The 12,981-nt window shown below is 52.1% G+C and carries 13 protein-coding genes; 6 read left to right on the top strand and 7 right to left on the bottom strand.

Annotated features, from left to right (window positions below):
• Positions 1–253: 253 nt before the first annotated feature.
• Together ACLD1Y_RS23875 and ACLD1Y_RS23870 are read left to right on the top strand one after the other, a co-directional pair.
• A complete protein-coding gene (locus tag ACLD1Y_RS23875) occupies positions 254–661 on the top strand; it encodes a hypothetical protein (RefSeq protein WP_429480241.1) in 408 nt (135 codons plus the stop codon).
• Between the two features lie 12 nt (positions 662–673).
• Complete coding sequence (locus ACLD1Y_RS23870; RefSeq protein WP_429480240.1) at positions 674–886, top strand: hypothetical protein; 213 nt, start codon at positions 674–676, stop codon at positions 884–886.
• Between the two features lie 33 nt (positions 887–919).
• On the opposite strand, the gene ACLD1Y_RS23865 is transcribed toward ACLD1Y_RS23870, so the two are convergent.
• The 4 genes from ACLD1Y_RS23865 to ACLD1Y_RS23850 form a co-directional block, all read right to left on the bottom strand.
• Positions 920–1,612, bottom strand: a complete 693-nt coding sequence (locus ACLD1Y_RS23865; protein WP_068931345.1) for an ImmA/IrrE family metallo-endopeptidase — start codon at positions 1,610–1,612, stop codon at positions 920–922.
• Between the two features lie 163 nt (positions 1,613–1,775).
• Positions 1,776–2,204: a hypothetical protein gene (locus ACLD1Y_RS23860; protein ID WP_429480245.1), complete on the bottom strand. Its 429-nt coding sequence runs from the start codon at positions 2,202–2,204 to the stop codon at positions 1,776–1,778.
• Between the two features lie 259 nt (positions 2,205–2,463).
• Entirely contained in the window at positions 2,464–4,134 is a 1,671-nt protein-coding gene (locus tag ACLD1Y_RS23855) for a hypothetical protein (protein ID WP_429480239.1), read from the bottom strand.
• A 10-nt stretch (positions 4,135–4,144) separates the two neighbouring features.
• Positions 4,145–5,113 carry a hypothetical protein gene (locus ACLD1Y_RS23850; protein ID WP_429480238.1) on the bottom strand — a complete coding sequence of 323 codons (969 nt, stop codon included), beginning with the start codon at positions 5,111–5,113 and terminating at the stop codon, positions 4,145–4,147.
• A gap of 184 nt (positions 5,114–5,297) precedes the next feature.
• Between ACLD1Y_RS23850 and ACLD1Y_RS23845 the strand changes: the two genes are divergently transcribed.
• Both ACLD1Y_RS23845 and ACLD1Y_RS23840 read left to right on the top strand, forming a co-directional pair.
• On the top strand, positions 5,298–7,202 hold the full coding sequence (locus ACLD1Y_RS23845; protein ID WP_429480237.1) for an ATP-dependent nuclease: 1,905 nt from the start codon (positions 5,298–5,300) through the stop codon (positions 7,200–7,202).
• Positions 7,202–8,953 (top strand): UvrD-helicase domain-containing protein, encoded by a 1,752-nt coding sequence (locus ACLD1Y_RS23840; protein ID WP_429480244.1) that lies wholly within the window; start codon positions 7,202–7,204, stop codon positions 8,951–8,953. Before ACLD1Y_RS23845 ends, ACLD1Y_RS23840 begins: the two co-directional genes overlap by 1 nt.
• 518 nt (positions 8,954–9,471) lie before the next feature.
• On the opposite strand, the gene ACLD1Y_RS23835 is transcribed toward ACLD1Y_RS23840, so the two are convergent.
• The 3 genes from ACLD1Y_RS23835 to ACLD1Y_RS23825 all read right to left on the bottom strand — a co-directional run bounded on the left by ACLD1Y_RS23835 (position 9,472) and on the right by ACLD1Y_RS23825 (position 10,747).
• Complete coding sequence (locus tag ACLD1Y_RS23835; protein ID WP_426215204.1) at positions 9,472–10,062, bottom strand: DUF6338 family protein; 591 nt, start codon at positions 10,060–10,062, stop codon at positions 9,472–9,474.
• A 112-nt stretch (positions 10,063–10,174) separates the two neighbouring features.
• The gene (locus ACLD1Y_RS23830; protein WP_429480236.1) at positions 10,175–10,531 is read right to left on the bottom strand and encodes a 4-fold beta flower protein; all 357 of its coding nucleotides are present in this window, start codon (positions 10,529–10,531) and stop codon (positions 10,175–10,177) included.
• A gap of 69 nt (positions 10,532–10,600) precedes the next feature.
• Positions 10,601–10,747: a hypothetical protein gene (locus tag ACLD1Y_RS23825; RefSeq protein ID WP_410239493.1), complete on the bottom strand. Its 147-nt coding sequence runs from the start codon at positions 10,745–10,747 to the stop codon at positions 10,601–10,603.
• Between the two features lie 406 nt (positions 10,748–11,153).
• Here ACLD1Y_RS23825 and ACLD1Y_RS23820 point away from each other — a divergent pair, with 406 nt between their 5' ends.
• On the top strand, positions 11,154–12,032 hold the full coding sequence (locus ACLD1Y_RS23820; protein ID WP_429480235.1) for a helix-turn-helix transcriptional regulator: 879 nt from the start codon (positions 11,154–11,156) through the stop codon (positions 12,030–12,032).
• Positions 12,033–12,190: 158 nt separating this feature from the next.
• Entirely contained in the window at positions 12,191–12,913 is a 723-nt protein-coding gene (locus ACLD1Y_RS23815) for an HNH endonuclease (protein ID WP_429480234.1), read from the top strand.
• Positions 12,914–12,981: the final 68 nt, after the last annotated feature.

Below are 12,981 nucleotides of genomic sequence, written 5' to 3'. Positions count from 1 at the left end.
TTGCAGCACCCAAGTTTTCTCATCTTCGGTATAGCGACGTTGTTTCAAGCGACAGTCCTACGCCCTCCAGTTTTGAAGAAGCGACAACTATCCTGACATGGAGGGGCAGTTCCGAAGGCAAGCGGAGCGCGCAGGCGTGTGGGATGGATGCCCGAAGGGCCGAGACGTGCTTGTTACGGCTCGGTTCACGACAGCCATCCGCCGAAGGTGGCACGCCATAACCACCGCCTAGCTTTGTGAAAAGGAGGCAGAAATGACCTGTGATTTTCTCCGCGAGCGTGAGAGAGCTAGGCGAAGGGTTCTGTGGGCGCTTGCCACCTTCCACCCTGGTGATCCCAGTGCATCCGACCTCCTTTCCATCCTCGATGATCTCGACGACCAAGAGCGAAACGACACCCCCTGTAGCGATAAGCCACTCAAACTCATTGAGGTTCGTAACTCTGTCTCGGTGATGCGTCATAACTCCGGAATCGACATCATCTTGGAGCGCGATATCCCGCAGCCCTGGAGAGAGCGCTTCCACCAGGCAAGCATCGGGTCGACCAGGTTGATTGATGGGCCATACGCCTCAGACTGGGATAAATTTCTGGCGAGTTGGAAAACAGAGATGCGGTACCTGGAACAGCATAGGGCCGCAAGAAATAAATCTAAAAAAGACTGAGCGGGTGAGGGCATGGGACAAGACGATGACACGGTGTACTGCGATATCCAGATGCCGCTAGCCCAGGGTCGAGAGCTTCTGGAATTAGTAAATGCACTCCGAGAATCGAGAGCTCATCCGCGTCTCGACAAAGTTTTCGAGCACATGCAAGACGAACTCAGTACGTCCATCGATTTCGTCGGAAACCCCTCAACCAGGAACTCGTCTGGGTCGACGCACCACTGAGCATCGGCACTAGAGTATCAAGGAGGATAGAGGCTAGGGCCAGCGTACTAGCTGAAGCTCCTTGATTCGAATCGCCATCGCAATATCCGAAACCCCAAATTGAACCGAAAGTGGAATCAAATTACGGTTGTTGAACCGGGCACACCTTGCCAGCGAAATCTCTCGATCAAGCGAATCCCTTTCTGCGTTCAGAAGCGACCACGGATCTGAAGGGTTGAGGTGGTAACAGGTGGTATCGGTGAAGGGGAAAGGGCCCTTCATTTGAAATTGAGCAGCAAAAGCATCCAGTAGAAGTCGGGCTGGTATCAAAAAACACGCCGCAAAGTAATCAGCCTCCCTTTCCTTGGGAGGGCGACTTTGTCCTCGTGCCGATCCGTCCAAAGGCTTATCACGATGCATCACCTCATCTTCATGAAGCACAAAGTGACCGACCTCATGTGCGCCGGTGAACCGGATTACATTCATGGGGAATTCGGTGGAAACTGCTATGCGTCGAATCGAGCGATTCATTAAACCAGCAGCCTTGAATCGTTCGCCCTCTCGTCCGAACAGTGGAGAACCCAGGTCAGGAAGGAGCTGGTAATCAAGTCCTAAAATATGGGCCGCAACCTCAGGTGCCAGCATCTGAAATGGCGTCAGGTGTCGGTTTGGCCATAAGCGTTCTTGGTTATCCCAAATTTCTTTATGAAGACGATGGGCTGCTTGCTGGATGCTTTCACGATTCATAGCTTTGTACACCATATGATGTGCTATATGTTCATCCTATTCACCATATGTAGTGTTGTCAACGACCTGCAATGTCGGGATAAAGACCTGAGTGGGCTCCCGTTAATCGTGCGAAGAACCCATCTCGGTGCCTGTTCTGTTGCGATCCGGACTAGCGGCGACCCTAGCTGAGGGTTTGCGTAAGCCACGTTTCCACTTTTTTCCATCGGCCAACCTCGGAAAGCTGTGACCTTCCTGTATCTAGAATCTGAAGTAGCCGCTGTCTTTCCGCATGAGAGGGGAACCAGTCATCAATTTCGACGCTGCAGTGGTTGGACTCGCTCAGTGCCCATCTCACGATCATGTCTGCAGCAGCTCTGCTGTGATCCGCCATATTCAGCCGCCGTCCCTCAACAATCCAGCCACGCTCAGCTAGTTGATCAGTGACGTCAGTGATGCCCAGGTCGCCAAAGTAGCCTGTAGTTTCAGGCAAATGGATGCCTGCCAATGACACCTTGGCCTCGCCGGATTCCCGATCAAAATAGGCAAGAAAATGCCACCCACCCGTGGTGCTTCCTCGATGGGGGGAATTGATGGCGGCTTTCCCTGTTATGTAGTGCTAGTGCGAGACGCGTTTGAGGTCAATGTCGAACAGAGTTTGGTTCATGTCATCTGACCTCAAGAAAACAGCATTCACTCTGGTGTAGGAAAGCCAGGTTGTCATCGACGTGAAAGAGCTGATCTACCAAGAAAAGTGAGAGATCCTCTACAACTCCTACCCATCACCGATCTGCTATGCCGTGGGGGGGCGATCCGTTCCTTAGTTAAGTCCTGCTGCGCTATGCAGATATAAAAGGAGCAGAGTTCTGATCCTAGCACTCTAGCGTCGCCTCAAGCCTCAACAGCAAACCGTCATTTCGAACCATGACTGCATCCAGTTCCCTATCCAGATGTTCATGCAAAGTTTTGAGTTCGCGACTGCGATTGACCCCTAACGGATCCAGACGGTCGATCAGATACACAACAAAAACACTTGTGATGCCAGTCAATGCGCCAATGATAACTGCAGAGACCACGGAGCCGATAAGTCCAAGGCCAGGAATGGTCAATATAAACTTTTCAATGAACTCCTCAAGTGCGACTCCGCCTATAACTATCGCGCCGGCACCGATGACTTTCAACGCTTCATGAGCGCCTTCTCTAAACGTCATGCCCTTCGGTGGCATCGCAAGCGTCTTGAGGGCACGCAGCAGAGACATAAAACCCTCACGGAACATGCGTATGACCCGTTTACTCGTAGTCATGAGGGTATTCAGAAAAACGGTGATCAGGTTCGATAGAACTCCGGCGACGAATCCTGCGCCTCCGGCAGCAAGAGCTTCTTTCCATTTGCTACCCACTCGGCACGCCACACGCTCCATACGTGAGCGTAGTTCTGGCCACCAGCGATCATGAGCGGCTCCATTACGATAAAAATCCTGAAGCTCGTCAAAAGTGGCGGCGAAAAATTCGACTAGCATGAGACCGAATGCTTGTTGAAAGGCCATTTTGCCACCTTCTTTCATGCTGGTATCAATCACGTTCTTTTTGAATTTTTCACTCTTGTAGTGGGCGTCGCTGAGCTTCGCTTCGTACTCTTCGCGCGCGGCTTTGTCTTTGGTCAGTATCATTTCTGGATTGTCAGCAATGGTTTGCTTCTCCAGATTAAGCTTGAGCTCGTTACGCTCTTTGATAGTCAGTTCTGACGCCGGTTTGGATTGCAACTCCGCAATCCGCTCAAGCCGAGCAGGGGCCCCTTGCTGCAGGCGCTTGACGAGAATTTCGACCTTCTGGTCGCCTTTAGATTGGTTGAAGCGCTCCTTCGTAGGGTTCAGGTTGGAGGCGCTATTCGCTAGAGGTATGGCTTCAAGACCTGCGAGGTCTCGACCACGATCTCGATGGATCTCTGCCGCTGAGATCGTATGATCAAGGTTGCGTTTATCGAGTTGTTTAGGCCCAAAGATCTCACCTGTATATGCGTCTCTCAGATCGCCCGACGCCTGATCTGTAGTGTCTCTACGGTTCTTGTCAACGTAGCGCGAGTCACGATCAAACGTTTTTCGAAGAGCCTTGTCCATCGGGGGAACTTTCGCATAGTTATTACGCGCCTCTTCGGTTGCATAGACCTCTTTGCGGGCATTATGGATGGTATCTACGTTCCCACCGACCTTGTCATAGACAGACAGAACCTTGCCTAAACCAAACGGAACGACTACCGCCTGGAGCACCTCGCGGCGACTGTCCGTAATCAATTGGTCAAAACGTTCTTCGTTAAACGTCTTAGTGAAGTCCAGCATTGCCGCATCAACCTCCGCTTCACTAACCCGTGTATCAAAGTCTATTGATAGGGCGCTGAATGCCAAGTCAACACGCTGGCTATCAATCGATTGCTGCAGCATCGCTAAAGCATCAGCAGATTCTGGAAGAGCAACGAGTGTCGGCTCTTCGCGTAGCTTCGCCTGCAACTGACGGCGGGCTTTAAAACGATCAATTCGATCCGTCATGTCAGTCTCCTTAGGCGCTGGCGCGAAGTTGAACCCAGTGCGACAAGAACTGTGTCTCCGCATCAGTAACATCGTCATCCAGGTGAATCACAAAACGGATGATTTCCTGAAACAGGTCTTGGGCATCGGCACCCACGGCCTGAGCAATTACAAACGCCTCTTTCAGCGAAGGAGGTTGATCAATCTGTGCATCGAGAGCGCTACGAACTTGAGGAGGAAGCCATTTGGCTCCCATGCCGAGCAATAGCTCGTCGATCTGCTCCTGCTCATCCCGGCTCACCATGCCATCGCAGGCTGCACAAGCCTGTGCTACGGCTTGCATAGCAATGAGCATCCGGAAGTAGCTGTCGTTATCTGTAAGCCGGGAAGTAGCCTTTTCAAGCGCCGACTCAAACCTGTTTTCTCGCTCCAAATACAACGCCTTCGCCTTTGCCTCACTTCGGGACTCAGCTTCCTTAATCTTTGCATCTTCGCGATTTTTGCGTGCCGCCCAAAACTCAGTCATGGATTGGCCAAAGTTATCGACGTAATCCTTGGACGCGTCGAAGCCGCTGCCCAGTACGTCCAGCGCTGATTCAAAGGTGCCAGTAATGGCATCACCTACGACCACTGCTGCGTTGGAGACGGTATTGTGCGTGGCGTCGTAAGCATTCGAGGCAGCGGTCACAGCCTTTTCCGAAGTCTCGGACACTGTAGTAACCGTGACGTCGTAGACATTAGAGACAACGTCGACAACTCTATCGGTCGCATTTGATACTGCTTCTTTGGTAGCGCCGAATGCGTCCGAGGCAACTGCCGCCGCTTTTTCCGAGGTTTCGGACACCGTGTTGACAGTGGCATCGTAAGCATCGGAGACGACATCGACGACTTTATCGGTTGCACTTGATACAGCTTCTTTAGTGGAGTCGAAGGCGTCGGATACGCTTTCTTTCACTTGATCGGCAGCCTGGGCAACCGAATCGAGGAGTCGTTTGAGCATTTGGGGGCGAGTCCCTGCGGGCCAAATAAAGGTTTAATTTTGAGAAACATACCCTAGTGATGTCAATATGATTCCAGTGCTGCTACCTAGCTTCTGCTGGAAGCGTTACCTCTTGCCGACTCAACTTTTTAGGTAATGATGGCCCTACTAAGCCACGATGGATTCTCAGGAAGAAAGGACGCTCATGTATTTACGTACTTTAGATATTCACGGTTTCAAATGCTTCGGCGAGCCTTTCACGATTGAGTTCCACGATGGTCTCAATGTTCTGGTGGGAGAGAACGGAGCCGGTAAGACAGGTGTCATCGCGGCCGTCCGCCAGCTCTTTAACGACTCCGAATCTGGCAAGCGTCTAATCAACGAGAGAGATTTTCATCGTGGATTTCACGAGGCGGCAGTAGCGGCAAAAAGGATTGATATTCAAGCCACCTTCTCTGATTTAGATGAGAACGATGCCATTGCATTCAGGGATTGGTGCGGCAACGAAGATGAGGCGAAACTCACTTTTACCGCGCTGAATGTGGAATCTCGGGGGCGGTTCAAAAGCCAACTCTATGGCGGTTATGCACGAGCTGCAGCGCTGGAAACCGAGACCCTCGACCTTATTCACTGCATCTACTTACCGCCTCTGCGTGACGCAGAAACAAAACTCCGGGATGGACGTCAGTCCCGTCTAGCCCGACTTCTGAAGGCGCTCTGCCGCAAGGAACTTGATACCGCTCGTAAGGAGGGGAAACCGCATCCCTTGGAGGAGCGAGTTGGGGCGTTCAACCAAGAGCTTTCCGCGAGCGACGACTACGCAATCAAGCAAGCGAATGAACGAATTGGGAATAGCTTGAGGGCTGCGTTAGGGATGCACCTGTCCCAGAACACACTCATTCAGTTCTCGGAAGTAAGCTTTTCACGCATCGTTGAAGGTCTGCGATTGCTCTACTTCCCGAACCTCGCTGCGGCGGACGCTACGCAGTTTCGGTCTCTAGAAGAAAACAGTCTTGGCTACAACAACCTGCTCTACATTGCGTCGATTCTGGCTGAGCTCACGTTAGAGGTTGAGGAGGAGCGCGGGGAAGAGACCTACTTGCGGCTTCTGTTGATTGAAGAGCCCGAAGCCCACCTTCATCCCCAGCTTCAGATACGTCTCCTGAAGCACCTCAGCACTGTGGCCAAAGAAAAAAGTATTCAGGTAATTGTAACCACCCATTCCACGGTCATCTCATCCGCAGTGTCAGTTGACGAAATCATCCATCTCTCCAACAAATGCACCCCGATCGCGATACCTCTGCGGACGTGTGGGCTTCCAGAGCCCAGCAGGAAATTCATTGATCGGTGGCTCGATGTCACTAAATCCAACCTGCTTTTTTCGAAAGGCTCTATCTTGGTTGAGGGCATAGCAGAAGCGATGGTCATCCCGGAGCTGGCACGTAGGGTGCTAGCTCAGTACGGCGAGGGCGAAAACACACTGGAGGATTACGGTGTGTCCGTCATAAACCTAGGTGGGATCTACTTCAAGCATTTCATGCAGCTGTTCTGTGACGTGACTGATGAGAGCGCAGGAGAGGACGTGCCGATACGTTGCGCGGGTTTGACCGACAAGGATCCACCCAAAACGATTAAAGTCGATGCTGAAGGTGGGAAGCAGGTGGCAGTTGAGTACACGCCGAACGACGACGATTTGAGGGACGGTGAGAACCATGCTCTCGCCTACATTGCCAAGATTGGACAGTCTCAGTTTGGCCGCCTTTACGCAGGTCAGTACAAAACCTTCGAGTACGATATCGCTATGGAGGGCGCGAACCTACGAATGATGCTCTCCCTAGCTGCCGATCTTTGGCCTGCCCAGGAAGGAACGGTAGCTCCAGAGCTGCGAGAAAGAGCGAAGCTTGTTTTTGACGACATGAAAAGTCCCGAGCGAGCAGCACACGCGGCTGAGCTGTTATATCGCATCGATTCCACCAGTATTGGAAAAGGAATCTACGCGCAGGCTTTTGCCGAAGAGCTTGAGAAGCAGGAAGGCGAATTCGTCGTACCAGCCTACATCCGTGATGCCATTCTTTGGGCCTGCGGACTCGAGGAGCCCCCCGCTCAATGATCAAGCTGACTGACGAGCAGAAGGCTTATATCGGCGCACCTATCGATCAGCATGTCTATCTCAACGCTTGCCCAGGCAGTGGCAAAACTGAGGTCGTCGCGGCCATGGTGGCCAAGGTCGTTGAAGAGTGGACTCGCTTCCCTAGCGGGATAGCGGTTTTGACCTTCTCCAACAGCGCAACGGACGAGCTCAAAAACAGATTGGTTCGCTATCTAGGAGAGCCGCTGGGGTTTCCTCACCTAGTGTCCACCTTTGATAGCTTTGTCCATTCCCGGATGGTCGCAAGCATTGCGAGCGAGGTCACTGAGTTTCCAGGGAAGGATGGGGACAGTCGGATCAGGATCTTGGAAAACAAGGCCGACATATTCCACACTCGCAAAAAAATCTGTGGCCGTTCGGTCTCCGCCTGTAAGTATAACTACGACCTTGAGACCAAAGGTTTCACGTTCTCGACCGGCGAGCGGACTAGAGATAAACAACTCAATGACGCTCACATCACTAATGTTGCCTTGGAAGATCTGATCGACACGAAGAAGCGCTTCTGGGAAGCAGGTTTTGCAACGTACAAAGATATGGACATGATTGCCCTGGCGGCGCTCAAGAGGCCCGCTCTTAAGAGCTATTTCCAGCGCCTGGCGAAGCGATTTCCACTGATTATTGTCGACGAGTGCCAAGACCTGTCAGCAGAGCAACTGGCCATGGTACGCAAGCTCCATGGCCTTGGTGTTAAATTCCACTTCGTAGGCGATTTGAACCAATCGATCTACGGGTTCAGAAAATCTAATCCAGACAATGTGAAGGCACTCCTTGCCGAGCTCCGTTTCGCAGAGCTGCCACTCACAGCGAATTGGAGAAGTGGGCAATCCATCGTGGATTTTTGCAGTGACTTGCTGCGAATCGATCGGATCTCGGGGAATCCCGATATTGCTACAGTTAAGCCCCTTCTGCTCCAGTACACAAAATGCCCATCAGAGCTCATTCCAAAGATCAACGAGCTCACCAATGGCTATGAGAAAGTTGTCGTTGTCGCTCGTGGGCACAGCACGTTGCAACGGTTTCGCAGAGGCGACAGCTTCAAGGGCGTTGAAGTGTTGGCACTGGCATGTGTGGCTGCCAGTAATGGGAGCAACAAGGAGTTGAACGTCGCGGTAGCACTATTCGCTGAATGGTTGGCTGGCAGGCTCGCCCTGCACGTCACAAGATCAGGCCCCCATTGCCCGGTAGCGATTGAGTCGAAGCTTGCCTGGCGGAAATTCATTCACCAATGTTTGAAGCACTTGGTTGCCGCTGGCGCTGCGGATACAAACCTGACGTGGAAGGAGTGGGCAGCATTAGCAAAACAAACCATGCGTAACTTGCCCGATCAGGCTTTCGTGTTGGACGAAATCAGTGGAGATCTTGAGCCGCTTAGGGAGCTGGTACTTCGATCACCCGCAAAGCAGGGTGACATCGCACTGTCCGTCCGCCTTAACCACGCGGTTGCTCAACAACCAGTCGCAGACGTCCTACGCTACGAGACCATCCATCAAGTCAAAGGTGAGACTCACGATGCGACTGTGGTCGTGTCATCTCTTCAAAAGGGCATTCACCTTTCCCATTGGAAAGAGTGGCTGGCCGACCCAGCATCCGAAGGCGCGAGGTTTGCTTACGTGGCGAGCTCACGTCCGCGCTACATGCTCATCTGGGCGGTGAAGAAACTGAACGTCGCAGAGAAAGAGACGCTTACTGGGTTAGGGTTTGAGCTCGCCTGAAACTGTGCTAACTAACGATGATGTCAGGGAGGAGCCTACTGGCATAACAATTATCCAGGCGGGCTTCCCATTCGGACATCAGCTCCTCGCCGCGAAGCTGCGAGCTGACGTTCTATCGTTTTTTAGGTGGCGGCGGAGGTGGAGGCGGCGCGGCAGGTCTTTGGCTGGTTGTTTGTTTGCTGATACCGTCATTCACATGAACTCTTCCGCCGGATTGGTTTGTCATGGGATTACCTTTTGGTGGGTGGTGGAGGGGCCTTAGGTGGAGTTGCCGGGCGCTGAGCGAATGGCTTGGGTGGATTTGAATGTCCGCCACTCGGTTTGCGTGGTTGGGGCGATATACCCCTTTCCTCGTACATTTCGACCTCTATTTTTTCGGCGCTTTAGGGGGAGCAGGCGGTGGTGCTGAGGGACGGATATTAGCTGGCGCAGGAGGATTAACATTCATTCCCTCATTACCAGTTCGCTGTTCAAGCACGTGATGCCTAGGTTTATTTTCGTTATTCATTTCTGATCTCCTACTCTAGAAATTCGACTAGGTACACATCGCTGTTTGCGATCAAATAGCTCTCGATGCCGGGCGTGTCGACCCACTCATTCTCTTCGTTCATCCAGCTTGGCTGTGTAATGAGGAAGTGCCCATCTTTAGGCTCGGTTGGCCATACTGACGGGTACCCGAATAATCGCCGTCCATCAAGCAGGGTAAGCACCACGCTTTTGCCTTCGCGTTTGCGGAAGGCATAAATCCACTCGGGGTACGACGAGCGAGACGTCAAGGTCAACCACCTGCCAAATCTGTATAGATAGTCGTGGTTCGAAGCGAAGGCTAACAATAGGCCTAGGGATGTCGCCAAGCCTATTCCCCAAACGCCTTCTACTTGAACCGTCCACTGCCCTAGCTGAAAGTGATGCTCGCCAATGTAGAACAGAACGGGCTTGATGCCTGACACCAGCATCGTGATCAGCCCCGTGCTGATCAGCGCTTGAACTGTACGCTCAAACTGTCCGGGCTTTTTAACATCGGCCAACCAATAGAAGATCATCGTGGTCAGAAAGCCTGGAACAAGTGTCTGTACCAGTGGAATGATTTTTGTAGCGAGGTCTTCCATCACAATCCCCTAGTACCAAAACTGTGGGCATCTTGGAGCATTCTTACAGGCTACCAAGCGCTGCCTGCCTCTATTAAGGATGCCCGTTCAAAGGCTGCGTGTAGTCCGCTAGTCAAGAGAAGAATTCCTGACTAGGCATCTTCGACCACCAGGAGAGCCGAAACGGGATTTCATGCTTAGCGCGTCGTCGACACTTGAGGTATCGCATCTGCTTGAGAACCTTCTGCGGGGGTGGTAGAAGATACGGTTTCTCACAACCACCTCTGGAGTCCGCTGTGTAAAGCACAATGTGGCCATGGTTGTCGCGGATCACTCCATCGGATATGCAACCTAGATGGTGACCAGGATAGGAGTAAATGGAGCCTTCATGGATGTAGGCTACGGGGCGACCGCAGTACGAGTACAAATGTTCATCGTCATCGGTATATGCTATCGGCATCCGATCACGATCATAGAAATCTAGGCTCATGGAATTTCTTCATCGGAAGCTAGAGAGTGCAGGGCACTTGTGTGCCCTGAGCTCTGTTAAGCAGCCATATTACTTGGCTGCTTTAGGGCGAATGACGATACGAAACGGCTGACCGTTTGCACGTCGAATCACCTTGCCCGTTTTGGTTGTGATGGTCATGCGATAGATGACCTCACCTTCCCCATCGGGCTTGTCGAACATCTCAATCTGGGACATGGAGTGTCTCCTGCTGAGGTAGGCTCGAATACAGAACTCGCTACCTTGCGAAAGAAACCCACAGGGGCTACCATCGCAACGCTTCTCAACAAAGCGCGAGAGACATCTGGAGCCTGTTCAGACGTCTTTTCCCGAAGGCCGGTCAAGGTACGAACTTGATCGGCCTTTTTGTTTCTGGTGTTTCCTGATGATCTCTAACCGTCTTTCTTGCGTCACCAGAGATACTGCATAAGCACATCTATCGTGCCCATATCAAAATCATATCATCATCATTTTGATTACGTCAAATCATCTCGTGCTATGATTACTGGTAAATCATCGCCGACCACTGACCACTGGTGGATTTGACGGATAGGGCGGCAAAGCGGCAAAGCGGTAATAAATTAGACAGCTAGACGGAGAGCACATGATTGATTTGAGCGAGTACAGCCAAGCGCAGCGGGAACGTCTGGCGTACATTGATTTCCGCCTGTACTTCACAGGGGTTGTCTCGCGGACAGATCTCATGGAGCGGTTTGGGGTAGGAGGGGCAGCTGCAACTCGAGACTTCGGACTGTATCGGGAGATTGCACCTGGCAATACCGAGCTCGATTCGGTGACAAAACTGTATGTGATTAGAGAAGCGTTTTCCCCGCTGATTGTTCATTCACCCGAGCGAGTGCTCACTGCGCTTTCACAGGGATTTGGGTATGGAATGGACTCAGATGAGAAACCGCTCATACCACACGAATCGGTGTCGCTCCTTAGTCGACCTAAAGTAGAAATTCTTGCCCCCATCACAAGGGCAATTCGCCTCAAGCGCGTGGTGACGATTACCTACACTTCTGGTTCAGGTCAGTCCGAGCGGGAAGTCGTTCCATTTGCTATTGGGTGTGATGGTCTTCGGTGGCACGTTCGAGCGTTTGATCGAAAGCGTAGTAATTTCGGGGATTTCGTGCTGACCCGAATCGGGCAGGCAGAGATTCAGATGGGAGAAAAACCCCGTTATGAAGAAGCGCCGGAGCATGATGACCAATGGAATCGCATGCTCGAGTTGCCCCTGGTTCCGCATCCCGATAAAGACTCTACTGAGATTGTTAAGCGCGACTATGAGATGCATGAGGGGGTGCTTAAGCTTCGTGTGCGCGCCGCAATGGCTGGGTACGTCCTGCAGCAGTACCACGTAGATTGTTCTCCAGATCACAGTATTGGTGACAAGGCTTATCGTTTATGGCTCCAGGATCCTCTTGCTCTCTACGGGGTGGAGAGCTCGATGTTCGCGCCTGGCTATCAAAGACCTAATTGATCTCTAACCAACGTCCCCGTTAGCAGGAACGAAACGTCGCGCGTTTTTCTGATTCGCCAGCTCTCTACAGGTACGAAACGTTACTCTCACTTAAGCCTTCGGGCTGGAAGAGCTTTCCCCTGCGAGGGAAAGCGACCACTGAGATATGGAAGTTTTGCATGGAAGAAAATCTGCGCCGACTGCTGTTAGCATTCGAAGATTGGCTGGTGCGTGAGGGGCTTCTGGGTGATGCATTTTTCCTCTCGCCTGCGGAGTGGCAGTCGCGAGGGGAAAGCTGGCTAAACGATGCCGTGCACGTTTTGGTGTTCGACGGCAGTAGCATTCACCACATGCTAAATTTCGGGGGGGATCTCACAGAGTTCGAAGACATCTTCGAGAGCTTTGGCTTCTACTACGAAATGGGCCATAGCTGGAATCTGGGAATCTATCCAATCGAGGGCTACGACTTCACTCCGACCTCGGCAAAGTCCACGTACTCGCAGCTCCTTTTTGATCCCCGCTGGAAAAGAAAAGCCGATCTTGTGAAGCGCGTGGCTGAGCATAAATGCCAAGATTGCGGGGCTGCCGGTAGGCTTGAAGCTCACCATTGTTACTACGCCCGTATGAGCAATGGATTTCGGCCTTGGGAGTACCCAATCAGCTCGCTTCGGGCGTTGTGCCCTAAGTGTCACGACACCCGAGAGAAAGTTGAGATGAGCTTTCGAGCCTGGTCTGCAAAGCTCACTCACCAGCAACTCGTGCAACTCCAACGTGGGGTAGACCATACGGGGCATTGGTTGGGTAATAACGAGCTTTTTGAGCTGCTCACTGAGTCCAGTCGTACTGATTGCGACGATCTCAAAGAACTGCATAGAAGAATAATGAACAAGCCCGCCACTTAGTACGCCTATAACCCTGCAAAAAAGGACAGTGATCTCCGGTTTTATTGCTCAAAAACCGGATCAGTTTC

This window comes from Pseudomonas sp. 18175, assembly GCF_050432925.1.
In the GTDB taxonomy this organism is placed as follows: domain Bacteria; phylum Pseudomonadota; class Gammaproteobacteria; order Pseudomonadales; family Pseudomonadaceae; genus Aquipseudomonas.
The sequence above is the reverse complement of the archived record's forward strand: the minus strand, read 5'-3'. Positions and strand labels throughout refer to the sequence as shown.

Bases quoted from the DNA above. Each gene is read 5' to 3' on its own strand.
- ACLD1Y_RS23855 (WP_429480239.1), bottom strand. From the start codon at position 4,134: ATGACGGATCGAATTGATCGTTTTAAAGCCCGCCGTCAGTTGCAGGCG.
- ACLD1Y_RS23845 (WP_429480237.1), top strand. From the start codon at position 5,298: ATGTATTTACGTACTTTAGATATTCACGGTTTCAAATGCTTCGGCGAG.
- ACLD1Y_RS23875 (WP_429480241.1), top strand. From the start codon at position 254: ATGACCTGTGATTTTCTCCGCGAGCGTGAGAGAGCTAGGCGAAGGGTT.
- ACLD1Y_RS23820 (WP_429480235.1), top strand. From the start codon at position 11,154: ATGATTGATTTGAGCGAGTACAGCCAAGCGCAGCGGGAACGTCTGGCG.
- ACLD1Y_RS23815 (WP_429480234.1), top strand. From the start codon at position 12,191: ATGGAAGAAAATCTGCGCCGACTGCTGTTAGCATTCGAAGATTGGCTG.
- ACLD1Y_RS23850 (WP_429480238.1), bottom strand. From the start codon at position 5,113: ATGCTCAAACGACTCCTCGATTCGGTTGCCCAGGCTGCCGATCAAGTG.
- ACLD1Y_RS23835 (WP_426215204.1), bottom strand. From the start codon at position 10,062: ATGGAAGACCTCGCTACAAAAATCATTCCACTGGTACAGACACTTGTT.
- ACLD1Y_RS23825 (WP_410239493.1), bottom strand. From the start codon at position 10,747: ATGTCCCAGATTGAGATGTTCGACAAGCCCGATGGGGAAGGTGAGGTC.
- ACLD1Y_RS23865 (WP_068931345.1), bottom strand. From the start codon at position 1,612: ATGAATCGTGAAAGCATCCAGCAAGCAGCCCATCGTCTTCATAAAGAA.
- ACLD1Y_RS23870 (WP_429480240.1), top strand. From the start codon at position 674: ATGGGACAAGACGATGACACGGTGTACTGCGATATCCAGATGCCGCTA.
- ACLD1Y_RS23830 (WP_429480236.1), bottom strand. From the start codon at position 10,531: ATGAGCCTAGATTTCTATGATCGTGATCGGATGCCGATAGCATATACC.